We start from the raw sequence: 18762 nt of genomic DNA, 5'->3' as shown, positions 1-18762 counted from the left end.
GCAGGGTGAGATGGTTTTGGAATTGGGGCTGGATCGTCGGATACGCCGCTCTGTTGGCGCTGTCTGTCGTGTGGGTGACGGTACAGAACCAGGAACCGGCCCAAGAGGAACAGCCTGAGAAAATTACACTGACGTTTCGGCATTTCTGGAACAAGGAGCATGACAAGCCGGTTCTGGCCGTATTCGAGAGCATCGTCCGCACGTATGAGAAAGCGCATCCAAATGTAAAGGTGAACTTCGAGAGCATCGATCAGACGATTCACCGGGAACAAAAGCTGAAGAGCGAGATGGTGACCGGGACGCCGCCGGATATGTTTGTACTGTTCGGAGGAGCCGAGATCGTGCCCTATGCCAGATCCAACCGGTTGATGGATTTAACGGATTTTTTGCTGGATACCGGATTGAAGGAGCAGTTCAAGGATCTGCACCATTGGACCTTCGAGGACCGGATCTATGGCCTGCCCTTCGAGGGACACGCAGAGCCGATCTATTATAACCGGGCTTTATTCCGGCAGCTGAAGCTGGACCCACCGAAGACGCTGGTGGAGATGGACGAAGCTATTCATGTTCTTCGGGAGAACGATATCATCCCCTTTGCGGTCGGCAACGAAGACAGGTGGCCGGCGGGGATTTTTGCCCACTATTTCATGGATCGCTACGCCGGGCCGGAACTGATTGACCGGCTGGTTGAAGGAGAGGATCAGGTCAGCTTTGTGCATGAGTCCTACTTGGAGGCATTTGAGCACTTGGAGCTGTGGATCAAAGAAGGGGCGTTCAGTCCGAACGCGAACGATCTTTCCACGGAAGAAGCGATTGCCCAGTTCACGGAAGGAAAAGCGGCGATGTATATGAACGGCAGCTGGGATATTACGCTGCTCCAGAATGGGGATTACCCGGATTTTCAGAACGAGATCGGCGTCATTCCCTTTCCGTCCCTTTTTCCTGGGGAAGAACGGTCCTTGGCAGGGGGATATACGATCGGCATCGGGCTATCATCGGACTTGGATGAAACGAAAAAGCAATCGGCTCTGGAGCTGCTGGGCATGTTCTATACCCCAGAAGTGCAGACTCGGCTGGTGTATGAAGGACTGCGCGTCCCTTCGATGAAGATTGACTACGATTCGAAAAAAACCGGTCCGGTGTTTGCCCAAGTCACGGAATTGATGGAGGAGTCCACGAGCACCTTTCTGCCCTACGACAACACGTTATCACCCGAGGTGAACAGTTCATTCCTTAAGGTGATCGAGGATATGATTGGAGGACGGATCGATGCTGCCGGCGCATTGGAGCAAATTCAGAAGTCCTCGGTGCGGTATTGGAAGCTTAGGCGGAGTACGACAGCAGAGTAAACAGGAGACAGGGGGAACGTCATGGGCGGATCGGAAGGCAAATTCAGAGTTATGCTGGTCGATGATGAACCGATCATTCTACGCAGTCTGAGGGCAGCCATCCCCTGGGATGAGCTGGATCTGGAAATCGTTGGGGAGGCCAAGACAGGGGACAGCGCTCTCAAGCTGGCGCGTGAAGTATCGCCGCATATGATCATCAGCGATATTCGGATGCCGGGTATGGACGGCATTACGCTCATGAAGGAGCTGAAGGCGGATCAGGCACGGCGGATCATTATTTTCATTAGCGGGTATGGCGAATTCGAATACGCAAGGGAAGCGCTGCGCGAAGGGGCTTTCGATTACTTGCTCAAGCCGATCGATCATGATGAGCTGACCGAAACGATAGCCAAGGCGGCCAGAACCCTGGAGAAGCAGATTGCGGATGATCAAATGCTGCACTCGATCAAGGTTTTATCTCTGCTAGCCCGGGAGAGGATGCTGACGGAATTTATCGAGGGGAACCGAAGCCCCCTGCAGCATATGCAGTGGCTGGAAGACAGCGAGCTGGAGCATGGATACACGATGGCCGTCATTCAGTTGGATCATTACTTGCGGCTTAACGAGTTATGGAGCATGGACGAGAAGCGCTTGTGGCTGTTTGCCGTACGGAACGTCCTCGAGGAATGGTCCTTGCAGCATGGCGGACTGACGGTATTTCCTTTCCGCAGCGGCGAATGGGTGCTGCTGTTTCCGAACCTGACGAGGGAGCGGCAGGAGGAGATCGGCCGGGATTTGGTGCAATTGATCAAGCGGAATACGAAGCTGTCCTGCTCGGTCGGTTTCAGTCCCAGCATGGCCGGGATTGACCGCTTGGGAACGGCCTACGAGACCGCTGTCCGCGCTTTATACCAGCGGTTTTATTCCGGGGAAGAGGGGGTGTTTCTCGGAACGCCCGATTCCATGATGGAAACGGCCAGCGAAGCGAAGTATCCGAAGCATCTCGAGTCGCTCATGGTGGAAAGCATCCGCACGCTTCACAAGGAGCGGCTGCTGGAGCTTTTTGACGAGACCAAGGCTTATATCGAGGAGCATGCGTTTAGCAGGGAGATGACCGAGCGTGTGCTGCTGGAGATGAGTGTCGTGCTGTATCGGCAGTTTGAGCATATGAAGGTGCTGTTTGAGTGGTCGCTGGAGGAATTGCTGCAGGAGCTTCATGCATCCGGCACCCTTCAGCAGCTGATGGACGTCGTGAAAAGCCATTTCAGCAAGTGGATTGCCGAGAGCCGGTCCGGGCAGGCCAAGGACAATGTTCAGGCCGTTATGGGCAAAGCCAAGGAGTACATCGCGGAAAATTACCAGAAGGATCTCAGCATTGAAGAGGTATCGGAGCTGGCGGATTTGAGCATCAGCCATTTCTGTACCCTGTTTAAGGGAACAACGGGATATACGTTTCTGGAGTACTTAACGGAATGCCGGATCGAGAAGGCCAAGAGTATACTGCTGAACACGGATGTGAAGGTATACCAGGTAGCGCCGATGGTAGGTTATCAGGATCCTCGCTATTTTACGCAGGTGTTCAAAAAAATAACGGGGAAAACACCCTCTGAGTATCGGGAAGAGGCGATATCCAAGACTTAAAGAGGCGAAGACTCGTGGTGTTAATGGGCCAGTCGTGCGAGGATAGGTTTCAGCATAGCAGGGAATGAATAACAGATCCATTTTTCCGGAGTTGATCAGGGAAAAAGAGTTCTGTTATTTTTATTTTAAATATCTTAATATTAAGACTTGACGATTCCTGAGTTAAATACTAAACTGATATTAAGCACCAGATGCACAAGATAAGTTGAAGAAGTAAGGGTGAAGCAGCTTTTTGAATAAGGCGTTTATTTATAACAGGACAGGTGCCTTGGATGGTTCACATGATTTCGTTAATGAAGAATAAATAAAAAAATAGATGGAGGTTGAAGTCATGAAGTTTAAAGGAATTCATCACGTATCCGCGTTAACGGCTGCGGCTTCGCGGAACTTCGAATTTTATACAAAGGTTCTTGGCATGCGCTTGGTTAAGAAGACGGTGAATCAGGACGATGTCTCGGTATACCATCTGTTTTACGGCGACGAAAAAGGAAACCCTGGGACGGAGCTTACCTTCTTCGAAATTCCGATGGCCGGTCGGACCCGTGAGGGAAACAACAGCATCTCGGCAACATCCCTTCGCGTGCCCAGTGACCGCGCTTTGGAATACTGGACCGGGCGGTTGGATGAGCACGGTGTAGAACGCGAGGAGATCAAGGAACGTGCCGGCCGATTGACACTTCTCTTCAGGGATTTCGAGGGCCAGCGCATCATTCTGGTTTCGGATGAACATAATGAGGGCGTTCCTGGGGGCATCCCGTGGGAAAAGGGACCGGTTCCGGCGGAATACGCCATTATCGGTTTAGGTCCAGTGCAGGTTACCGTGCCTAATCCAGTGCAGACCGTGAAGGTATTGACGGAGCTGATGGGTTTCCGCTACAAAGGTCAGTATGCCTCGCCTGTAGACGGGCAGCCGGCTATCCTTGTATTTGAGACAGGAGAAGGCGGAACGGGAGCGGAAGTGCACGTCGAGGAACGAACGGACCTTCCGCAGGAGCGGCTTGGTCGGGGCGGCGTTCATCACGTTGCATTCCGCGTAGAGGACGAGAAGGAGCTTCGGGCATGGATCGACCGGATTGGCGATGTGGGTTTTTCGAATTCCGGGTTTGTCGATCGCTTCTACTTCCGTTCCTTGTATTTCAGAGAGCCTAACGGTATTTTGTTCGAGGTGGCTACCGACGGCCCGGGCTTTGATACGGATGAGCATATCGAGCATCTCGGCGAATCCCTTGCGCTGCCGCCGTTCCTGGAGCCGAAGCGGGAACAGATTGAAGCGCACCTGAAGCCTCTTCATACCATTCCATCATGATGGCGCATATACGCGCAGCAAAAAGCACCGGGCAAGCCTCCATTTTGAGGCATCTGCCGGGTGCTTTTTATCTATTCATACAGCTGTGAAATGGCTTTTGCTGCTGTGCCAACATGCTCGCGCAGCTCCTGCGGAGCAATCACCTCGATTTCCGCTCCGCAGCTTAGAAGGAATGCGGAGGCCGATTCCAAGGTATTGAATTCCAAATCGGCCGCTATCCATCCGTCGTTCCGGCTTTCCATGTCGCTTCGGATTATTTTTACGTATCGCTCCCGTTCAAAGCGTTTGACCAGAGAGACGGTCATTCGAACCTGTGCCGGATACTTCGGGAGATTCTGCATGAACCGTGTCAGCGACTCCTCCCAATACTCGGCTAGATTAAAATCGGTCGGACGCTCAAAGGTATCCTCGGACATGACGGCATCCACGATTCTCGATACACGGTAGGTTCGCCGTTCGCCTTCGGATTCCGCGACCACATACCAGGTGCTGCGTTTGGCAACCAGCCCGAGCGGATGAATGATTCTTTCGACCCGCTCCTCCCCCTTCATATATTGGATTCGGGTGATACGATCCAGCCACAGCGCCTCCTGAAGCACTGTAAGATACGGATGCGATTCGCGGTAGGAGTGCCAGCCTGCGCCATCAATATGGATTTTCTCCCGAATGATTTCGGCGTCCTGCCTAACGGAGCTGGGGGAAGAGGCCAATAATTTCTGATAGGCCGCATCAAACTGCTTGCGGATTCCTAGATCCCCGATCAGCGGGCTGTGACTGGAAACCAGCAGAGAGATGAGTTCGTCAGGCGTCATCCCGGTCAGGTTCGTTCGATAGCTCTCTTCCAGCACCCAACCGCCGAGGGAGCCTCTTTCCGCATAGACGGGAATACCGGCCGAGCTTAGACTTTCCATATCGCGTATGATCGTTCGTTCCGATACCTCGAGCTGCTCCGCTAAATAACGGGTATTCTTCTTCCCCCCGTTCTGTAGCATCAGCATAATGGACAATAGACGATCCGCCCTCAAGTCATGTCACCTCTTTAATATCTGTAGAAGATAACTGTATTGTAGCACGGATATAAGACAAGGGATGTCATATATGACAGGTATGATAAGGATGTTGGGAATATTCAGTATACAGGTAGGAGGTTACGCTATGAATAAGGATGAGTATAAGCCATTACAAGGTAAAGTAGCCGTCGTTGCCGGAGCGACCCGGGGGGCCGGCCGCGCCATTGCGGTGATGCTGGGTGTTGCAGGGGCAACGGTGTATTGCACGGGACGGAGCGTACGTGGTCAGGTGTCGGATATCAAGCGGTCTGAGACGATTGATGACACGGCGGATATGGTGACGGCGCGGGGCGGGATCGGCATCGCCGTGCAATGTGACCATACCGTAGAGGAGCAGGTAAAGGCATTGTTTGAACGGATTCGCGAGGAGCAGCAAGGACGGCTGGACATTCTCGTTAATGATATATGGGGAGGCGAGAACCTCACGCACTGGAATATCCCGTTCTGGGAGCAGTTTCTGTCCGATGGATTGTTGATGCAGGAGCGGGCGGTTACCACGCACATGATTACAAGTTATTACGGTGTTCCGCTGATGGTGGACAGCGGCGGGGGATTGGTCATTGAAGTTACGGATGGATCTACGTATCGGTATCGCGGGAACTTGTACTACAGCCTGGCAAAAATTTCGGCGATCCACCTGGCTGCTGCCATGGCGGAAGAATTGCGTCCCTATCAGGTAACAGCGCTCTCCGTTACGCCAGGATTTCTGCGTTCCGAACAAATGCTGGATCACTTTGGCGTGACGGAAGACAATTGGCAGGATGCCGCAGCGCAGGAGCCGCATTTCATCGAGTCGGAGACCCCCTATTTCCTTGCGCAGGGCATTGCTGCTCTCGCAGCCGATCCGAATGTAGCCGACAAGAGCGGCAAGGCGCTCTCCAGCTGGGATTTGTCGGATGAATACGGATTTAGCGACATCGATGGGCGCAGACCGCATTGGGGCAATTATGCGAAGCAGCAAGGCCTTCCTCTTTTATAAAAGAAAAGGCATGTAAAACAGGGTGACCTACCGCCATGATGGCGAATAGGTCACCCTGTTTGGTTGTGGATTTTACCGCTGCGTATCTGAATCGTGGCAGTCGCAGGTAATCCGCACCCTGAAAGCCTTCATCCTGTTCAATCAAGTTAGGAACGGCCGCGTCTCATCGAACCCATGATCAGGCTGACGATAAATACAAGCACCACGGCACCGATCAGAGCAGGCAGGATGAAGAATCCTCCCATTTCCGGTCCCCAAGATCCGAGCAGAAGTCCACCAAGCCAAGCACCGACAAAACCAGCAATGATGTTACCGATGATACCGCCGGGAATGTCTCTGCCCATAATCAAGCCAGCAATCCAACCAATGATACCACCAACGATTAATGACCAAAGAAAACTCATTGTTAATCACCTCGTATAAGTTATAGTTGTTTGTGCCTTACTATTAACCAAAGACGTGACTTTTAAACCGGATGATGACAAAATCACTTTTTTCCAGCAGACAAAATACCGTATCTTCTTTGATAAATGCGGGGCTTTTGATTATGCTTGAATTATTGTTAGGTTGAAAATAATAAAGGAGCTGGCATGGGACTCATGGTTGAGAAATGGTCTGAAGAATATACGATTCAATCGGTTGATGCGGATTTTAAAGGGGATTGCCGTTGGTCTTCGCTGCTCAGTATTTTGCAAAGAGCGGCTGACCGGCATATTGAGGCACTCGGGATCAGTCGCGAGGAGATGATCGAGCGGGGAATGGGCTGGATGCTGATCACGCTGGAGCTTGATATGCGGCGGATGCCAAGGGATATGGAAACTATATATGTTGACACCTGGAGCCGCGGGTCCAAAGGAGCGCTGTGGCACCGGGATTATCGGATAAAGAACAGCGATGGAGAAAGGCTGGGCGAAGCTCGCTCGGTATGGGCGCTGGTGGATATCCATAAGCGCAAAATTTTGCGTCCGTCCATGTTTCCATATGAGGTGCCGATCGGTAAGGAAACGGTTGGAGAACTGCCAAGCAAAGCCGTATTACCGGAAGGAGTACAGCTGGATGAGGCTTATACGTACATGGTCCGATACAGCGGAATCGATACGAATGGTCATTTGAATAATGCCCGTTATGCAGACCTGTGTTTTGATGTGCTGAGTGAACAGGAGCTTCGGGAAGGGCAAGTGACCGGCTTCAAGATTACATATCATAACGAGGCCAGGCTGAAGGATACGATGCGGATCAGACGTTCGGCAGAAGAGAACAACAGGGTGTACGTGCAGGGGACGTCGCCGGACGGAACCAACTTTTTTGAAGCGGTTATCGTTAGGGAATCATAAACCATCAGGTGAAGTCTTTCGGAAAGGAAGAACGGCCTGACGCTTCATGGAGGGTGAACGGATGTACAAAATCATGATTGTTGAGGATGACCCCAAGCTGGCGGGGCTGCTGCAATCGCATATCGAACGGTACGGAAATGATGGAACCATCATCGAGGATTTCGATCATGTGCTGGAGCGATTCCATGAGATAAAGCCGCATATTGTTCTGCTCGACGTGAATCTGCCAAGCTTTGACGGCTACTATTGGTGCCGCCAGATCCGGTCGGTATCAACCTGTCCGATTATTTTCATATCCGGTCGGAACGGGACCCCCGATCAGTTACGGGCACTCGAGAACGGCGCGGATGATTATATCACCAAGCCGTTTGCTTATGATATCGTCATCGCCAAGATCCACAGCCAGCTTCGACGCGTATACGGTGATTATGCAGCAGCATCCGCCGAGCGTACGGTTGAGAAGGACGGGCTGGTCCTGTATCCCGAACGGATGGAGCTGATCCTTGAGGACCGGGTATCCGTACTCACCAAAAAAGAAACCATCCTTCTGGAAACGCTGCTAAGCCGGAGCCCCCGGCTGGTCACGCGCGAGACGATTCTGGAGAAGCTGTGGGATGATACGTTCGTTGACGATAATACACTCAGCGTAAATATTAACCGGGTGCGCAAACGGCTAGCGGAGTTAGGGATTGAGAACGCGCTGGAAACGATCCGCGGCTCCGGGTATCGCCTGCACACGGTTTGGAAGAGGTAAGGGAAGGTTATGAAAAAGCTGTTTTGGCGTGAGCAACTGCCCTTGATACTATTTACGGTCGCCGAGTTGTTTGTGGTGCTGCTCGTATTCTGGTATGACGGTTATGATCATCCGGTGACAGCGGCCTATGCCGTTTTCCTCGGCCTGACCATTCTGGGCGGATACTTGGCATTTCGGTACTTCACGCACCGGGATTTCTATGAGCGGCTGTCACAGCCTATCAGGTCGCTGGAGGAATCGATCAAGCATAATGAATCGGCCCCGCTGCCCACGGCCCTTAGCGAGCTCATGGAAGAGCAATACCGTCAATACCGAACGGTCATGGAGGAGTGGGAGCGCCGGCGGAAAGAGCATATGATCTTCATGAATCAATGGGTACATCAGATGAAAACGCCGCTGTCCGTCATTGAGGTGATCACGCAAGAGGATGATAACGATTCCTTCAAGAGTATATCCGAAGAGTCCGACCGGATTCGGCGCGGGCTTGAGATGGTACTCTACATGTCCAGGCTCGAAACTTTTGAACAGGATTTCAGCGTGGAGCCTGTGAAGCTCCACCAGGTTGCAGTCGATGCAGTTCACGAGAACAAGCGCTACTTTATTCACAGCCATGTGTATCCGGAAGTCCGGATCGATCCGGGCCTCACCGTCCAGACGGATGCCAAGTGGCTTCGGTTCATCATGCTGCAGCTGCTGTCCAACGCCGTCAAATATTCCGCCGGTACCGGCCTTAAAGTGACGATCCAAGCCCAACGGAGCGAGGATCACCGTCATGTTGTACTGGAGATTACGGATCGCGGGATGGGTATACCCAAATCCGACATGAAGCGGGTGTTCGACCCGTTCTATACCGGGGAAAACGGACGGAAGCTGAAGGAATCCACCGGCATGGGCTTATACCTCGTCAAGGAGGTGGTTCATAAAATGAACCACCAAATCGAGCTGGAATCCGAGCAGGGGAAAGGAACGACCGTGAGGTTGATTTTTTCGGGGTGAGACTGGCAATAAGAGTCCTGTTGGCGTGTCTGACTGGCGATGGCCCATGACGTCAAGTAAGGTTATTAACTGTTAAGATAAACGCGGGTAGGCGCCGAGTAAGGTTAATCAGACAATATCTAAGTCATTCTTAGATTACGGAGCGGTACAGTAATGCCCATAAATACTTAAGAGAGTACCTTATCTCGGGCAAACGATGATTATTGAATCATCATACAACCCTGAGATAAGGTTCTTTTTTGTTCTAAAGACTAAGTAGGCATCTGCACGTACCAGCGAAAGAGGACGAAACGATTCCGAAGAAGCGAAGCGTTCGCCTTGCACCCGAATTTTCACCACAGTGTAATCGTTCAGAAAATTCGGGGGCAACAGCGATCGTAGGAACGTTACGTACTTGGAGCGGTCTAAAAGCGCAAAAGTGACGTGCTCGGAGCTCTATTACTTTTAGTAAAAACATGAATCTTACACCGATGTAAGATTGGTGAAAGAGTGATCGATAGGAGAAGCTCCGCCGGATGCTATACACTAACCTTACAAGATATGAATAACGAAGGTGAGGTTTACAAGATGGAAATACTGAACGTGCGCAATCTGGGCAAAGTCTACAAGGCCGCGGTGTCCCACGAGGCGCTTTCCAATATCAATTTGAGCATCAACGAAGGGGAATTCGTTGGCATCATGGGACCATCCGGGAGCGGAAAAACAACGCTGCTTAACATGATATCCACCATCGACCGTCCCACATCCGGGGAGATTCTTATTGGCGGGGAAGATCCGTTCCGTTTATCCCAGGATAAACTCGCGATGTTTCGCCGCCGAGAGCTCGGGTTTGTCTTTCAATCCTTCAACCTGCTGAATACGCTGACGGTGAAGGAGAACATCCTGCTGCCCTTGGCGCTGGACGGGGTGGATCTGGATGAGATGAACCGCCGGGTCGGCATATTGGCCGAGAAGCTGGGCATTACATCGATCCTGGATAAGCGGACTTACGAAATATCGGGGGGACAGGCGCAGCGGACGGCCGTAGCACGTGCGATGATCCATGTACCGAAGCTGGTCCTGGCCGATGAACCGACGGGGAACCTGGACTCCAAATCGGCGCGCGACGTCATGGAGATTATGGACCGGAGAAACAAAGAGGACAAAGTGACGATGCTGCTGGTCACCCATGATCCGGTTGCCGCAAGCTACTGCAATCGGGTGGTGTTTATCAAGGACGGTCAGTTGTACAACGAAATCACATACGGTGAGAGCCAATCGGCCTTTTATCAAAAAATCATCAATGTGTTATCGCTGCTGGGAGGTTCGGGACATGAATTTTCGCCAGTTCGCCATTAACAACGTGCTGCGCAGCAAGCGCACGTATATCGCCCATTTCCTGAGCAGCGCCTTCTCGGTCATGATTTTCTTTACCTACGGGCTGCTGTCGTTTCACCCGCAGCTGAAGGATGGCCTGGTCTCCTCCAGCGATACCATGTCCATGCTGGGTACGATGGGCATGACGGTATCCCAGTACATTGTGTTTGTCTTTTCGTTCTTTTTCCTGCTGTATTCCGTAGGAGCCTTTATCAAAGTCCGGAAGAAGGAATTCGGCATACTCCTGATTCTCGGAATGTCCCGCAAGCAATTGAACCGGATGCTGTTCATCGAAAATATATTGATTGGCCTTGCGGCGATCATAGCCGGGATCGGGACGGGCGTTCTGTTCTCGAAACTGATTCTGTTAATCAGCGCGAAGCTGCTGGCCGTGGATAATGGACTTCCGTTTTATTTTCCGCTCAAAGCGCTTCTTCTCACAGCAGCGGCTTATGCCGTCCTGTTCCTGCTGATTGCACTGTGTTCTTCGTTCATGCTGAGGAAGGGTACGCTGCTTGCGCTCGTGAAAGCGGAGGAAAGCCCCAAACCGCAGCCCAAAGCCTCGCCTTGGCTGGCCGTGCTGGCTGTCCTGTTGATTGGTGCCGGATACGGTATGGTTTTGGCTTTTGCGATTCTCCAAATCTTTAATTTTATTCTGCTGTTTGGAGGCGTTGTTCTCGTTGTCATCGGCACGTATTTTCTCTTCACCCAGTTCAGCGTATATTTTATGCGGTATTTGCAGAAGAAGGAGCGATTTTTCTTTCGTCGAACCAATCTGCTGACAATCTCGGAGCTCCTGTACAGAATCAAGGACAATGCGGTGATGTTTTTCCTCGTTTCGGTTATCTCGGCATCTGCCTTTACCGGCATCGGGACCACGCTCGCAATTGGAGATCCGGGCCTGTCGGCCATGGAGAACCCATATGCCTACACATATTCCATGTATGATGAGGACGCTGATAAAGGGAATCGGCATCTTGATATCATCAGGGAGGAGCTTAAAAAAGGCGGATTCGATTATGAGGAGGCGGAGGTTACCCCGATTTTCTCGGATAACGGGGTGCAGCTGATTAAGCTGAGCGAATATAACGGTCTCATTCAGTCGCTGGGATACCCGGCAGAAACATTAGGCGACCTGGAAGGGATCTTGACTCCGGGAACGGTCTCTGAGAAGAACAGCTACCGAATCAACGGTCCCTTAAATAGTCAGTTCGAGGTATTAAACGGCAAGAAATCGGAAATCGTCAAGGTGTTCAAAGCCGAAACGTTTATTGCCGTACCGGCAACCTATGGCGAGACGCTGGTCGTATCCGACCGCTTGTACGACGATGTGTTCAAGGCACAGCAGGATCAGGATGAGGAGTACGGTTATGCGGCATACCATACGTTTTACGTACAGGATTGGAAGAATACTGGGGATGTATCCAGAGCGATTCTGGATCGTCTCAACGAGAATGAGGACTACAGTTATTATGTAAAATCATTGTATATGGATTGGAAAAGCGCTCAGCAGCAGAACGGCATTCTGCTTATGGTAAGCGGCTTGGTCGGCATCGTGTTCTTCACCTTCGCGGCAAGCTTTGTTTATTTCCGGCTGTACGCGGATCTTGCCCGGGACGAACAGCAGTATCGCATGATTGCGAAGGTCGGACTCAGCAAAAAAGAGCTTGGCACTATCATTACCAAGCAGCTTGTCATTATGTTCTTTTTACCAATGCTGATCGCACTTATTCATAGCGGTGTTGCTTTCGTAGCCCTGCAGCAGCTGGTAGACTTCTCGATTGTTGGGCACAGTTTGAAGATCTTTATCTTCTTCCTGAGCATACAGGTCATCTATTTCTTTATTACTCGGTGGCGTTATCTGGACCGTCTCAACAAAATCATTCAGTAAATATCGCCATTTCTTCGTTGAAAAGTGCCAAAACGGGTATGTTATTACAAGAAGCACTTACAACGAGAAGTGGGGGCGAATCCAATATGAATGATCACAGCATATTAAAGACGGGGGCAGTCGAGACTGAAGAGATTACGCCGGATATTCTTTCCTTGCGTACGGTGATGGTGAACGTTCAGATGATCGGTACGCCGGGGACGGGCGACTGGGTACTGATTGATACGGGACTCGGAAATTTTGAAGGGTCCATTGTTGAAGAAGCTGAGAAAAGATTCGGGAAGCCGCCGGTTTGCATTGTACTCACCCACGGCCATTTCGACCATGTCGGGAATGTGAAGGAATTGGCGGACCGCTGGAGCGTACCTGTCTACGCTCATCGGGATGAACTCCCATTCCTTACGGGACAAGAAGACTATCCACCAGGCGATCCAAGCGTGGGCGGCGGATTGATGGCCCGCGTTGCCCCGATGTATCCGAACAAAGCCATCGATCTGGGCTCCAGGATACAACCGCTGCCGGAGGACGGCAGCGTGCCGGGTCTTTCTGAATTTAAATGGCTGCCGACACCGGGCCATAGCCCCGGCCATATTTCTCTGTTCCGCGAGCGGGATCGAGTCCTCGTAGCGGGAGATGCAGTGATTACGGTGAAGCAAGAGTCGGCTCTAGCCGTCATCGGGCAGGAGAAGGAGCTGCATGGTCCGCCGATGTATTTTACCCCGGATTGGGATCTTGCGCGGGAGTCGGTTCGCCGCCTGTCAAGCTTGAATCCCGGAGTTCTGATCACGGGCCACGGAGTTTCGATGCGGGGTGAGGAGCTTTCGGCTTCACTTGAACGGCTAGCTCGGGATTTTGACCGTTTGGCCGTTCCCGAGCAAGGTCGGTATGTGGATGAGGAACCAAATTGAATGAGGACGGATCCATCATCCGTTTCATGATATGAACGTTTTATAGGCTGAACGAGACACCGTGAGGGCGATGACCTTGCGGTGTTTTTTATATGAGGACAGATGAACAGGCCGGCAAAGTTAATCGCGTATTTTTCATTTTATCGATATAATTCTTATACTAGGCATGCGAGAAGATCTTATATTCATAGCTGCGGAGCTTAAGAACTTATAATATTTCAACAATGCAATGTATGGGGGATTAATGATGGCAAGAATATTGGTGGTTGAAGATGAAAAACCGATTAGCGACTTGATTACAATGAATTTGAAGCTTGTGGGGCATCAGTTTTATAAAGCTTTCAATGGGGTGGAGATGCAGTCAATTCTGGAACAGGAGAAGGTCGATCTCATTTTGCTCGACGTTATGCTGCCCGGTTTGGACGGTTTTGAGCTGATGAGACGCAATCGGCATCTAAATGTTCCAATTATTTTTATTACCGCTAAAGATTCATTATATGACCGTATTACAGGGTTTGAACTCGGCGCGGATGATTATATTATTAAACCTTTTGAAATTTTGGAGCTGCTTGCACGCATAAATGTGGTTTTACGTCGAAACACACAGGAACATGACGGATTTATAGCGGACGGGGTAGATGTCCGTTTGGCGGCTCGGAAGATTTACAGGAACGGACAACTTATTGAATTGACTGCAAGAGAGTTTGAACTGTTGGAGGTTTTGATTCAGAACAGAAATATTGCGTTGTCCAGGGAAAAGCTGTTGGAGCTTGCCTGGGGATATGAATTTGAAGGCGATACCCGCACCGTGGACGTACATATCAGCCAGCTTCGCAAAAAACTAGGGTGGGAAGAACGCATAAAAACGATATATAAGCTTGGTTACCGTCTAGAATCGGAGGAGTGAGGCATGCAATTTTGGCAGAAAACACTACTGGTAGTGCTTATCTTATTCATTCTGACCCTTGATATAAGCGTAATTATGATTATGAAAAAAAGCTGGCAACTTAACATGGAAAGAGAGATTCAAAGGGCATCCAGTGAGCAGGCGTTGATTGCCAACAACATCTATGAAAATTTGAATTCCATCAAATCCCGGGGGATGTCCATCAATGACGCCGTATTATCTGACGTTGCACGGTCTTATGCAGATTATTATCGACAACAGGGAATCGCTTTACAACTGTGGGATCGGGGACAGTTAGTTTATAGCGACGAGTCTGCTACAAAGGACGTGCCTATAATACAAAATGAACAAGCAGATGAAGAAACGGTGCGCAAAGTTACCATATCCAAAGAGCTGCCGGCTCCTTACGAGCACCTCTTGCTGACATACCGGCGGGATATCGAAGAGTTGTATGCCAAACAAGGCGAATTAAATCGTTATTTTGTTTATATCAATTTTATTGCCAGTCCAATTCTTATAGCTTTGCTGTTTATCCTGATCCGACAGTTAACAAAACCTTTGCGGTTATTATCCAATACGACCAAAAATATCGCAGAAGGAAATTATGGTGAGCGGGTGACTTTAAAGAACAACGACGAATTTGGAGAATTGGCCCAGAATTTCAACCGAATGGCCGAAGCCGTGGAACGTCATGTAACCGAGCTTTCTGCTATGGCTGAGGCAAAGCAAAGAATTGTCGATAACCTGGCTCACGAACTGAGAACCCCTCTGACAAGCATGCAGGGCTTTGCCCAATATTTGAATTCCGCAAACATTGGCGAGGAGGAACGAATGACGGCCAGCGGTTATATCTGGAGTGAGACATTGCGCTTGAAAAACCTGGTCTTTAAGCTGTTGGATCTTTCCATCCTAAGTCACCAGCCGGTAGAACGTACACCTGTGTCGGTTATTGATCTGTTTGAGTCTGTCCGGCGAACGGAACACAATAATTTGAAGATGGCCGGAGTTGATCTTGTCCTGCAGGCTGAAATCGACAGCGTATGGGGGGATCGTGATTTACTAGCGTCTTTTCTGATCAATTGCATTGAAAATTCAATTCACGCTTCATCCGAAGGTTCGGAAATCAGACTACTTGCTTATGAACAGAATTCCGCAGCTGTACTCGAGGTGCGCGACTTTGGAAAAGGTATGAATGCCAAGCAGGCTGAACTTGCGTTTGAGCCATTCTATCGAGTGGACAACGCCCGTTCGAGCGTACATGGGGGAGCAGGACTTGGCTTATCTTTATGCCGTCAAATTGCGGAGGCGCATCAGGCGATGCTGTTTCTCGAATCCGAGGAACATATTGGCACAACCATTCGAATTAATTTACAACTTCATAACAACAAGCTTCTAACTCGATAACATGTTTAAGTTAAGGTATGTATAGGCGGCCAAGCTACATAAAAAGCGGAGGTTATAACTGTGAACAAAAAGAATGTCCTGGCGACTCTCGCCATATTCGCCATTTCTGGCGGATTGCTTGCAGCCAGCACGTTTGCTGTCCTGCATTTTGTCCCCCCGTCTGTACCTGAACGGTATGGGGAATCTGCGCAGCAAGGAATACCTGAAACGACTTTAGCAAACAGCAAGATCCCAGTTTTAAAGGTAGAAGCGCCAATTCCGGCAACGACAGTTAAGGACTATCTGGAACAAACGATGACGGACGAGGATATTCAACGAATCTATCATTATTTTGACGACATTAAGGATGGAGCGGAAGCAAGTAACCGAAAAATGACCGATCAGGAGGCTAAAAGGCTGAAGGTATTGAAGGAACAATATAACTATGAAGGCATTCGTCCTCAGAAGCCTTTGCCCCTTAAAGAGGGAAACTATAGTTTCTATTTAGACTTGAATAAAGCAACTTATGTATATCCCGAGCGGCATCTGACAGATGAGGAATTATTGCAGTATATTGATTGGCACTCCCGAGTGAATTTTGCTCTGAGCAAACGGATCGTCAAGCCCCAGCCCGATACGAAAGATATAAGTGAAGCAGATGCGTTGGCAAAGGCTCATGACAGCGTAACTCGTCTGTTTGATGTCGATGTCTCTAAACTGAAAGTAATCACATCATATAATAAATTTGGTCCTGGGCAAATTGGGGAATGGTTTGTTCTTTTTCAGCCTTACAATGTGGAGAGTCTGCAAGCTAGCGGAGAAACTTATTTTATGTATGATGTGTTCATAGATTCTTTGACTGGGAATGTGATTGATACGACGCTTTTCAACTCTAACTATAAGAGAACGCCAATCACAGCAGTTATGAAAGAGCAGATCAGCCAGGATCACAGTTGGATCGATGCGGCTAAATCAATTGTGAGAGAGAAACAGGGTGAAACTCGCAAAATCACAAATGCGTCAATCATTGAAGATGTCAAATATGATCAGCGCGGTATTGTAGCCATAACCATCAACTTGGAAGACGGTAACAAATATATAACAGAATTGCGATATCCCGAAAAAACGTTACGATGTCTTTTATATGAACCAGCTCTATAGTAGTTATTGTCATAGTATATGTTCTATACAAAACCGAACAAACTTGCATGTGATAACAGAGAACTCATTCAGAATTGGTTTGTCTAATTAAATCATCTACAATTTATCACCAGACAAAAATCCCATTTCTATTATGAAGTGGGATTTTTGTGTCAACTAACCTTATCGAAGATAAACAAGTTAACTTTTAAGAATGTATTAAAAATATTAGCTAAAAGAAATCATAGTAGGGGTGCATGATGAAAAAAACGTTTCTCTTAATGATCTTATTCCTATTCTTTCTTATCAATTTACCAGATCAGAGTAATGCAGCAGCTGGCCAATCTAAGATCATATTAGATGGTCAGGAAGTGATGTTGCCTTCTGATGTCCAGGTTACAGTGGTTAATAAGCACGTGATGGTCCCGATTCGTGTTGTTGCTGAAAATCTAAAGTTTGGTGTGGATTGGGATCAAACATCGCATTCTGTAACAATCCAACAAAATTCGAAGACAATCTCTTTACACGTTGACCAAAGAGAAGCGATGGTAGCTGAGACGCCCATATTACTGGATGTTGCACCTCAAATTTTGAATAAAAGTGTAGTGGTTCCTCTACGCTTCGTAAGTGAACAGATGGGACTCGCTGTGAGCTGGGACAACAAGGGTAAAATTGTATATTTGACAAGCAGTACCAATAATTCTGCTCAAACGGAAGCTTCTGCTCCCCATTCAGAAAACAGTGAACAAGTATCGTTAACACATATCAGCGAAATTGATTTTGTGAATAACCAGCTTGTTGTAAGCTTGAATGGGATTGTTACACCGATTATTTCTAATTTAAAAGATCCTAATCGAATTGTTATTGATTTACCTAATACAACGTTTGGTGATTTATCTCAACCACTAGCCTCGGGATCTATGGCTAAGTTGGATGTTAGTGGTCAACCCAATGTATCGGAAGTGAGATATTCGTTATTTAATCGTGATCCAGATCAAATCAGAATCGTCATTGAAATGAATCGAGATAGTATAATTCAAGTTCATCATGAGTTTATCGGTGATCAACTGATTATTGATTTAAATGATACAGGCGATTTCGAATCTCCTATTCAAGAACCCTTGGCAGGTGAGCGGGGGAGAAAGATTGTAGTGATCGATCCTGGACATGGAGGAAGTGACCCGGGAACGACAAGTATTTCTAATAAACATGAAAAAGATTTTAACCTTGCATTATCTCTAAAAGTGCAAGAACTCCTTTTGAAGGAGCCTGAGATCGAAGTATTGATGACCCGCGATAGTGATGTGTACCCTACCCGAACAGAACGTGTGCAGCTTGCCAATACATTAAATGCCGACGTATTTGTATCTATACATGGAAACAGTGTTCTTGAGTCACCTCAGGCCAATGGTACAGAGACTTATTATTATCAGCGAAGCAGCAGTAAACAGCTGGCTAACGCTATACACAAGCGCTTAATCAATGCAATGGGGCTTAAAGGCCGCGGTGTGAAGGATAAAAGTTTTCAAGTCATTAGAGAAACGAAAATGGCTGCTGTCCTATTGGAAATTGGATTCCTGAGCAATATCTCCGACGAAAAAGCAATGCTATCCAATACCGTACAATACAAAGCTGCTCAAGCTATTGTCGATGGAATTAAAGAATATCTGAGCATCAAGTAAGGAAAACGGACGGGCTGCCATGGATCATTCAGGAAGGAGAGATACACATTAAGGAGTTTATTTCTTTACAGTATAAGAAGTTTGGAC

At 48.9% G+C, this 18762-nt stretch carries 16 protein-coding genes; 14 read left to right on the top strand and 2 right to left on the bottom strand.

From position 1 onward, the window contains the following. The first annotated feature begins 5 nt into the window (after positions 1-5). The 3 genes from DP091_RS29340 (at position 6) to DP091_RS29330 (ending at position 4275) form a co-directional block, all read left to right on the top strand. On the top strand, positions 6-1349 hold the full coding sequence (locus tag DP091_RS29340) for an ABC transporter substrate-binding protein (RefSeq protein WP_113061571.1): 1344 nt from the start codon (positions 6-8) through the stop codon (positions 1347-1349). A gap of 21 nt (positions 1350-1370) precedes the next feature. Beyond that, positions 1371-2969 carry a response regulator transcription factor gene (locus DP091_RS29335; RefSeq protein WP_113061570.1) on the top strand — a complete coding sequence of 533 codons (1599 nt, stop codon included), beginning with the start codon at positions 1371-1373 and terminating at the stop codon, positions 2967-2969. A 331-nt stretch (positions 2970-3300) separates the two neighbouring features. Next, positions 3301-4275 carry a ring-cleaving dioxygenase gene (locus DP091_RS29330; protein ID WP_113061569.1) on the top strand — a complete coding sequence of 325 codons (975 nt, stop codon included), beginning with the start codon at positions 3301-3303 and terminating at the stop codon, positions 4273-4275. 71 nt (positions 4276-4346) lie between these two features. Here the strand turns inward: DP091_RS29330 and DP091_RS29325 are convergent, their stop codons facing one another. Next, the gene (locus tag DP091_RS29325; RefSeq protein WP_113061568.1) at positions 4347-5300 is read right to left on the bottom strand and encodes a helix-turn-helix transcriptional regulator; all 954 of its coding nucleotides are present in this window, start codon (positions 5298-5300) and stop codon (positions 4347-4349) included. Between the two features lie 130 nt (positions 5301-5430). Here DP091_RS29325 and DP091_RS29320 point away from each other — a divergent pair, with 130 nt between their 5' ends. After that, positions 5431-6324 carry an SDR family oxidoreductase gene (locus tag DP091_RS29320; RefSeq protein ID WP_113061567.1) on the top strand — a complete coding sequence of 298 codons (894 nt, stop codon included), beginning with the start codon at positions 5431-5433 and terminating at the stop codon, positions 6322-6324. 146 nt (positions 6325-6470) lie between these two features. Here DP091_RS29320 and DP091_RS29315 read toward each other — a convergent pair whose 3' ends face one another. Beyond that, the gene (locus DP091_RS29315; RefSeq protein ID WP_006208269.1) at positions 6471-6728 is read right to left on the bottom strand and encodes a GlsB/YeaQ/YmgE family stress response membrane protein; all 258 of its coding nucleotides are present in this window, start codon (positions 6726-6728) and stop codon (positions 6471-6473) included. 195 nt (positions 6729-6923) lie between these two features. On the opposite strand from DP091_RS29315, the gene DP091_RS29310 reads away from it, so the two are divergent. The 10 genes from DP091_RS29310 (at position 6924) to DP091_RS29265 (ending at position 18675) form a co-directional block, all read left to right on the top strand. After that, positions 6924-7658, top strand: coding sequence for an acyl-[acyl-carrier-protein] thioesterase (locus DP091_RS29310; protein ID WP_306438137.1), 735 nt, complete (start codon positions 6924-6926; stop codon positions 7656-7658). 61 nt (positions 7659-7719) lie between these two features. Next, positions 7720-8412 carry a response regulator transcription factor gene (locus DP091_RS29305; protein ID WP_113061565.1) on the top strand — a complete coding sequence of 231 codons (693 nt, stop codon included), beginning with the start codon at positions 7720-7722 and terminating at the stop codon, positions 8410-8412. A gap of 9 nt (positions 8413-8421) precedes the next feature. Continuing rightward, entirely contained in the window at positions 8422-9408 is a 987-nt protein-coding gene (locus DP091_RS29300; protein WP_113061564.1) for a sensor histidine kinase, read from the top strand. A 567-nt stretch (positions 9409-9975) separates the two neighbouring features. After that, positions 9976-10746: an ABC transporter ATP-binding protein gene (locus DP091_RS29295; RefSeq protein WP_071221574.1), complete on the top strand. Its 771-nt coding sequence runs from the start codon at positions 9976-9978 to the stop codon at positions 10744-10746. Beyond that, entirely contained in the window at positions 10721-12655 is a 1935-nt protein-coding gene (locus DP091_RS29290) for an ABC transporter permease (protein WP_113061563.1), read from the top strand. Before DP091_RS29295 ends, DP091_RS29290 begins: the two co-directional genes overlap by 26 nt. 86 nt (positions 12656-12741) lie before the next feature. Further along, entirely contained in the window at positions 12742-13563 is an 822-nt protein-coding gene (locus DP091_RS29285) for an MBL fold metallo-hydrolase (RefSeq protein WP_113061562.1), read from the top strand. A 247-nt stretch (positions 13564-13810) separates the two neighbouring features. Continuing rightward, positions 13811-14470, top strand: a complete 660-nt coding sequence (locus DP091_RS29280; RefSeq protein WP_113061561.1) for a response regulator transcription factor — start codon at positions 13811-13813, stop codon at positions 14468-14470. Between the two features lie 3 nt (positions 14471-14473). After that, the gene (locus tag DP091_RS29275) at positions 14474-15874 is read left to right on the top strand and encodes a sensor histidine kinase (protein ID WP_113061560.1); all 1401 of its coding nucleotides are present in this window, start codon (positions 14474-14476) and stop codon (positions 15872-15874) included. Positions 15875-15934: 60 nt separating this feature from the next. Further along, positions 15935-17014 (top strand): hypothetical protein, encoded by a 1080-nt coding sequence (locus DP091_RS29270; protein ID WP_113061559.1) that lies wholly within the window; start codon positions 15935-15937, stop codon positions 17012-17014. A 236-nt stretch (positions 17015-17250) separates the two neighbouring features. After that, on the top strand, positions 17251-18675 hold the full coding sequence (locus DP091_RS29265) for an N-acetylmuramoyl-L-alanine amidase family protein (protein WP_258394736.1): 1425 nt from the start codon (positions 17251-17253) through the stop codon (positions 18673-18675). Positions 18676-18762 lie beyond the last annotated feature (87 nt).

It is taken from the genome of Paenibacillus sp. MDMC362 (assembly GCF_003269305.1).
GTDB lineage: Bacteria > Bacillota > Bacilli > Paenibacillales > Paenibacillaceae > Paenibacillus_AQ.
Note: the sequence above shows the minus strand (reverse complement) of the source record. Positions and strands in the feature narration are given on the sequence as shown.

Excerpts from the sequence above, each read along its gene's own strand:
- DP091_RS29275 (WP_113061560.1), top strand. The coding sequence starts at position 14,474 with ATGCAATTTTGGCAGAAAACACTACTGGTAGTGCTTATCTTATTCATT.
- DP091_RS29300 (WP_113061564.1), top strand. The coding sequence starts at position 8,422 with ATGAAAAAGCTGTTTTGGCGTGAGCAACTGCCCTTGATACTATTTACG.
- DP091_RS29310 (WP_306438137.1), top strand. The coding sequence starts at position 6,924 with ATGGTTGAGAAATGGTCTGAAGAATATACGATTCAATCGGTTGATGCG.
- DP091_RS29315 (WP_006208269.1), bottom strand. The coding sequence starts at position 6,728 with ATGAGTTTTCTTTGGTCATTAATCGTTGGTGGTATCATTGGTTGGATT.
- DP091_RS29305 (WP_113061565.1), top strand. The coding sequence starts at position 7,720 with ATGTACAAAATCATGATTGTTGAGGATGACCCCAAGCTGGCGGGGCTG.
- DP091_RS29320 (WP_113061567.1), top strand. The coding sequence starts at position 5,431 with ATGAATAAGGATGAGTATAAGCCATTACAAGGTAAAGTAGCCGTCGTT.
- DP091_RS29295 (WP_071221574.1), top strand. The coding sequence starts at position 9,976 with ATGGAAATACTGAACGTGCGCAATCTGGGCAAAGTCTACAAGGCCGCG.
- DP091_RS29280 (WP_113061561.1), top strand. The coding sequence starts at position 13,811 with ATGGCAAGAATATTGGTGGTTGAAGATGAAAAACCGATTAGCGACTTG.
- DP091_RS29285 (WP_113061562.1), top strand. The coding sequence starts at position 12,742 with ATGAATGATCACAGCATATTAAAGACGGGGGCAGTCGAGACTGAAGAG.
- DP091_RS29330 (WP_113061569.1), top strand. The coding sequence starts at position 3,301 with ATGAAGTTTAAAGGAATTCATCACGTATCCGCGTTAACGGCTGCGGCT.
- DP091_RS29335 (WP_113061570.1), top strand. The coding sequence starts at position 1,371 with ATGGGCGGATCGGAAGGCAAATTCAGAGTTATGCTGGTCGATGATGAA.
- DP091_RS29265 (WP_258394736.1), top strand. The coding sequence starts at position 17,251 with ATGATGAAAAAAACGTTTCTCTTAATGATCTTATTCCTATTCTTTCTT.
- DP091_RS29290 (WP_113061563.1), top strand. The coding sequence starts at position 10,721 with ATGAATTTTCGCCAGTTCGCCATTAACAACGTGCTGCGCAGCAAGCGC.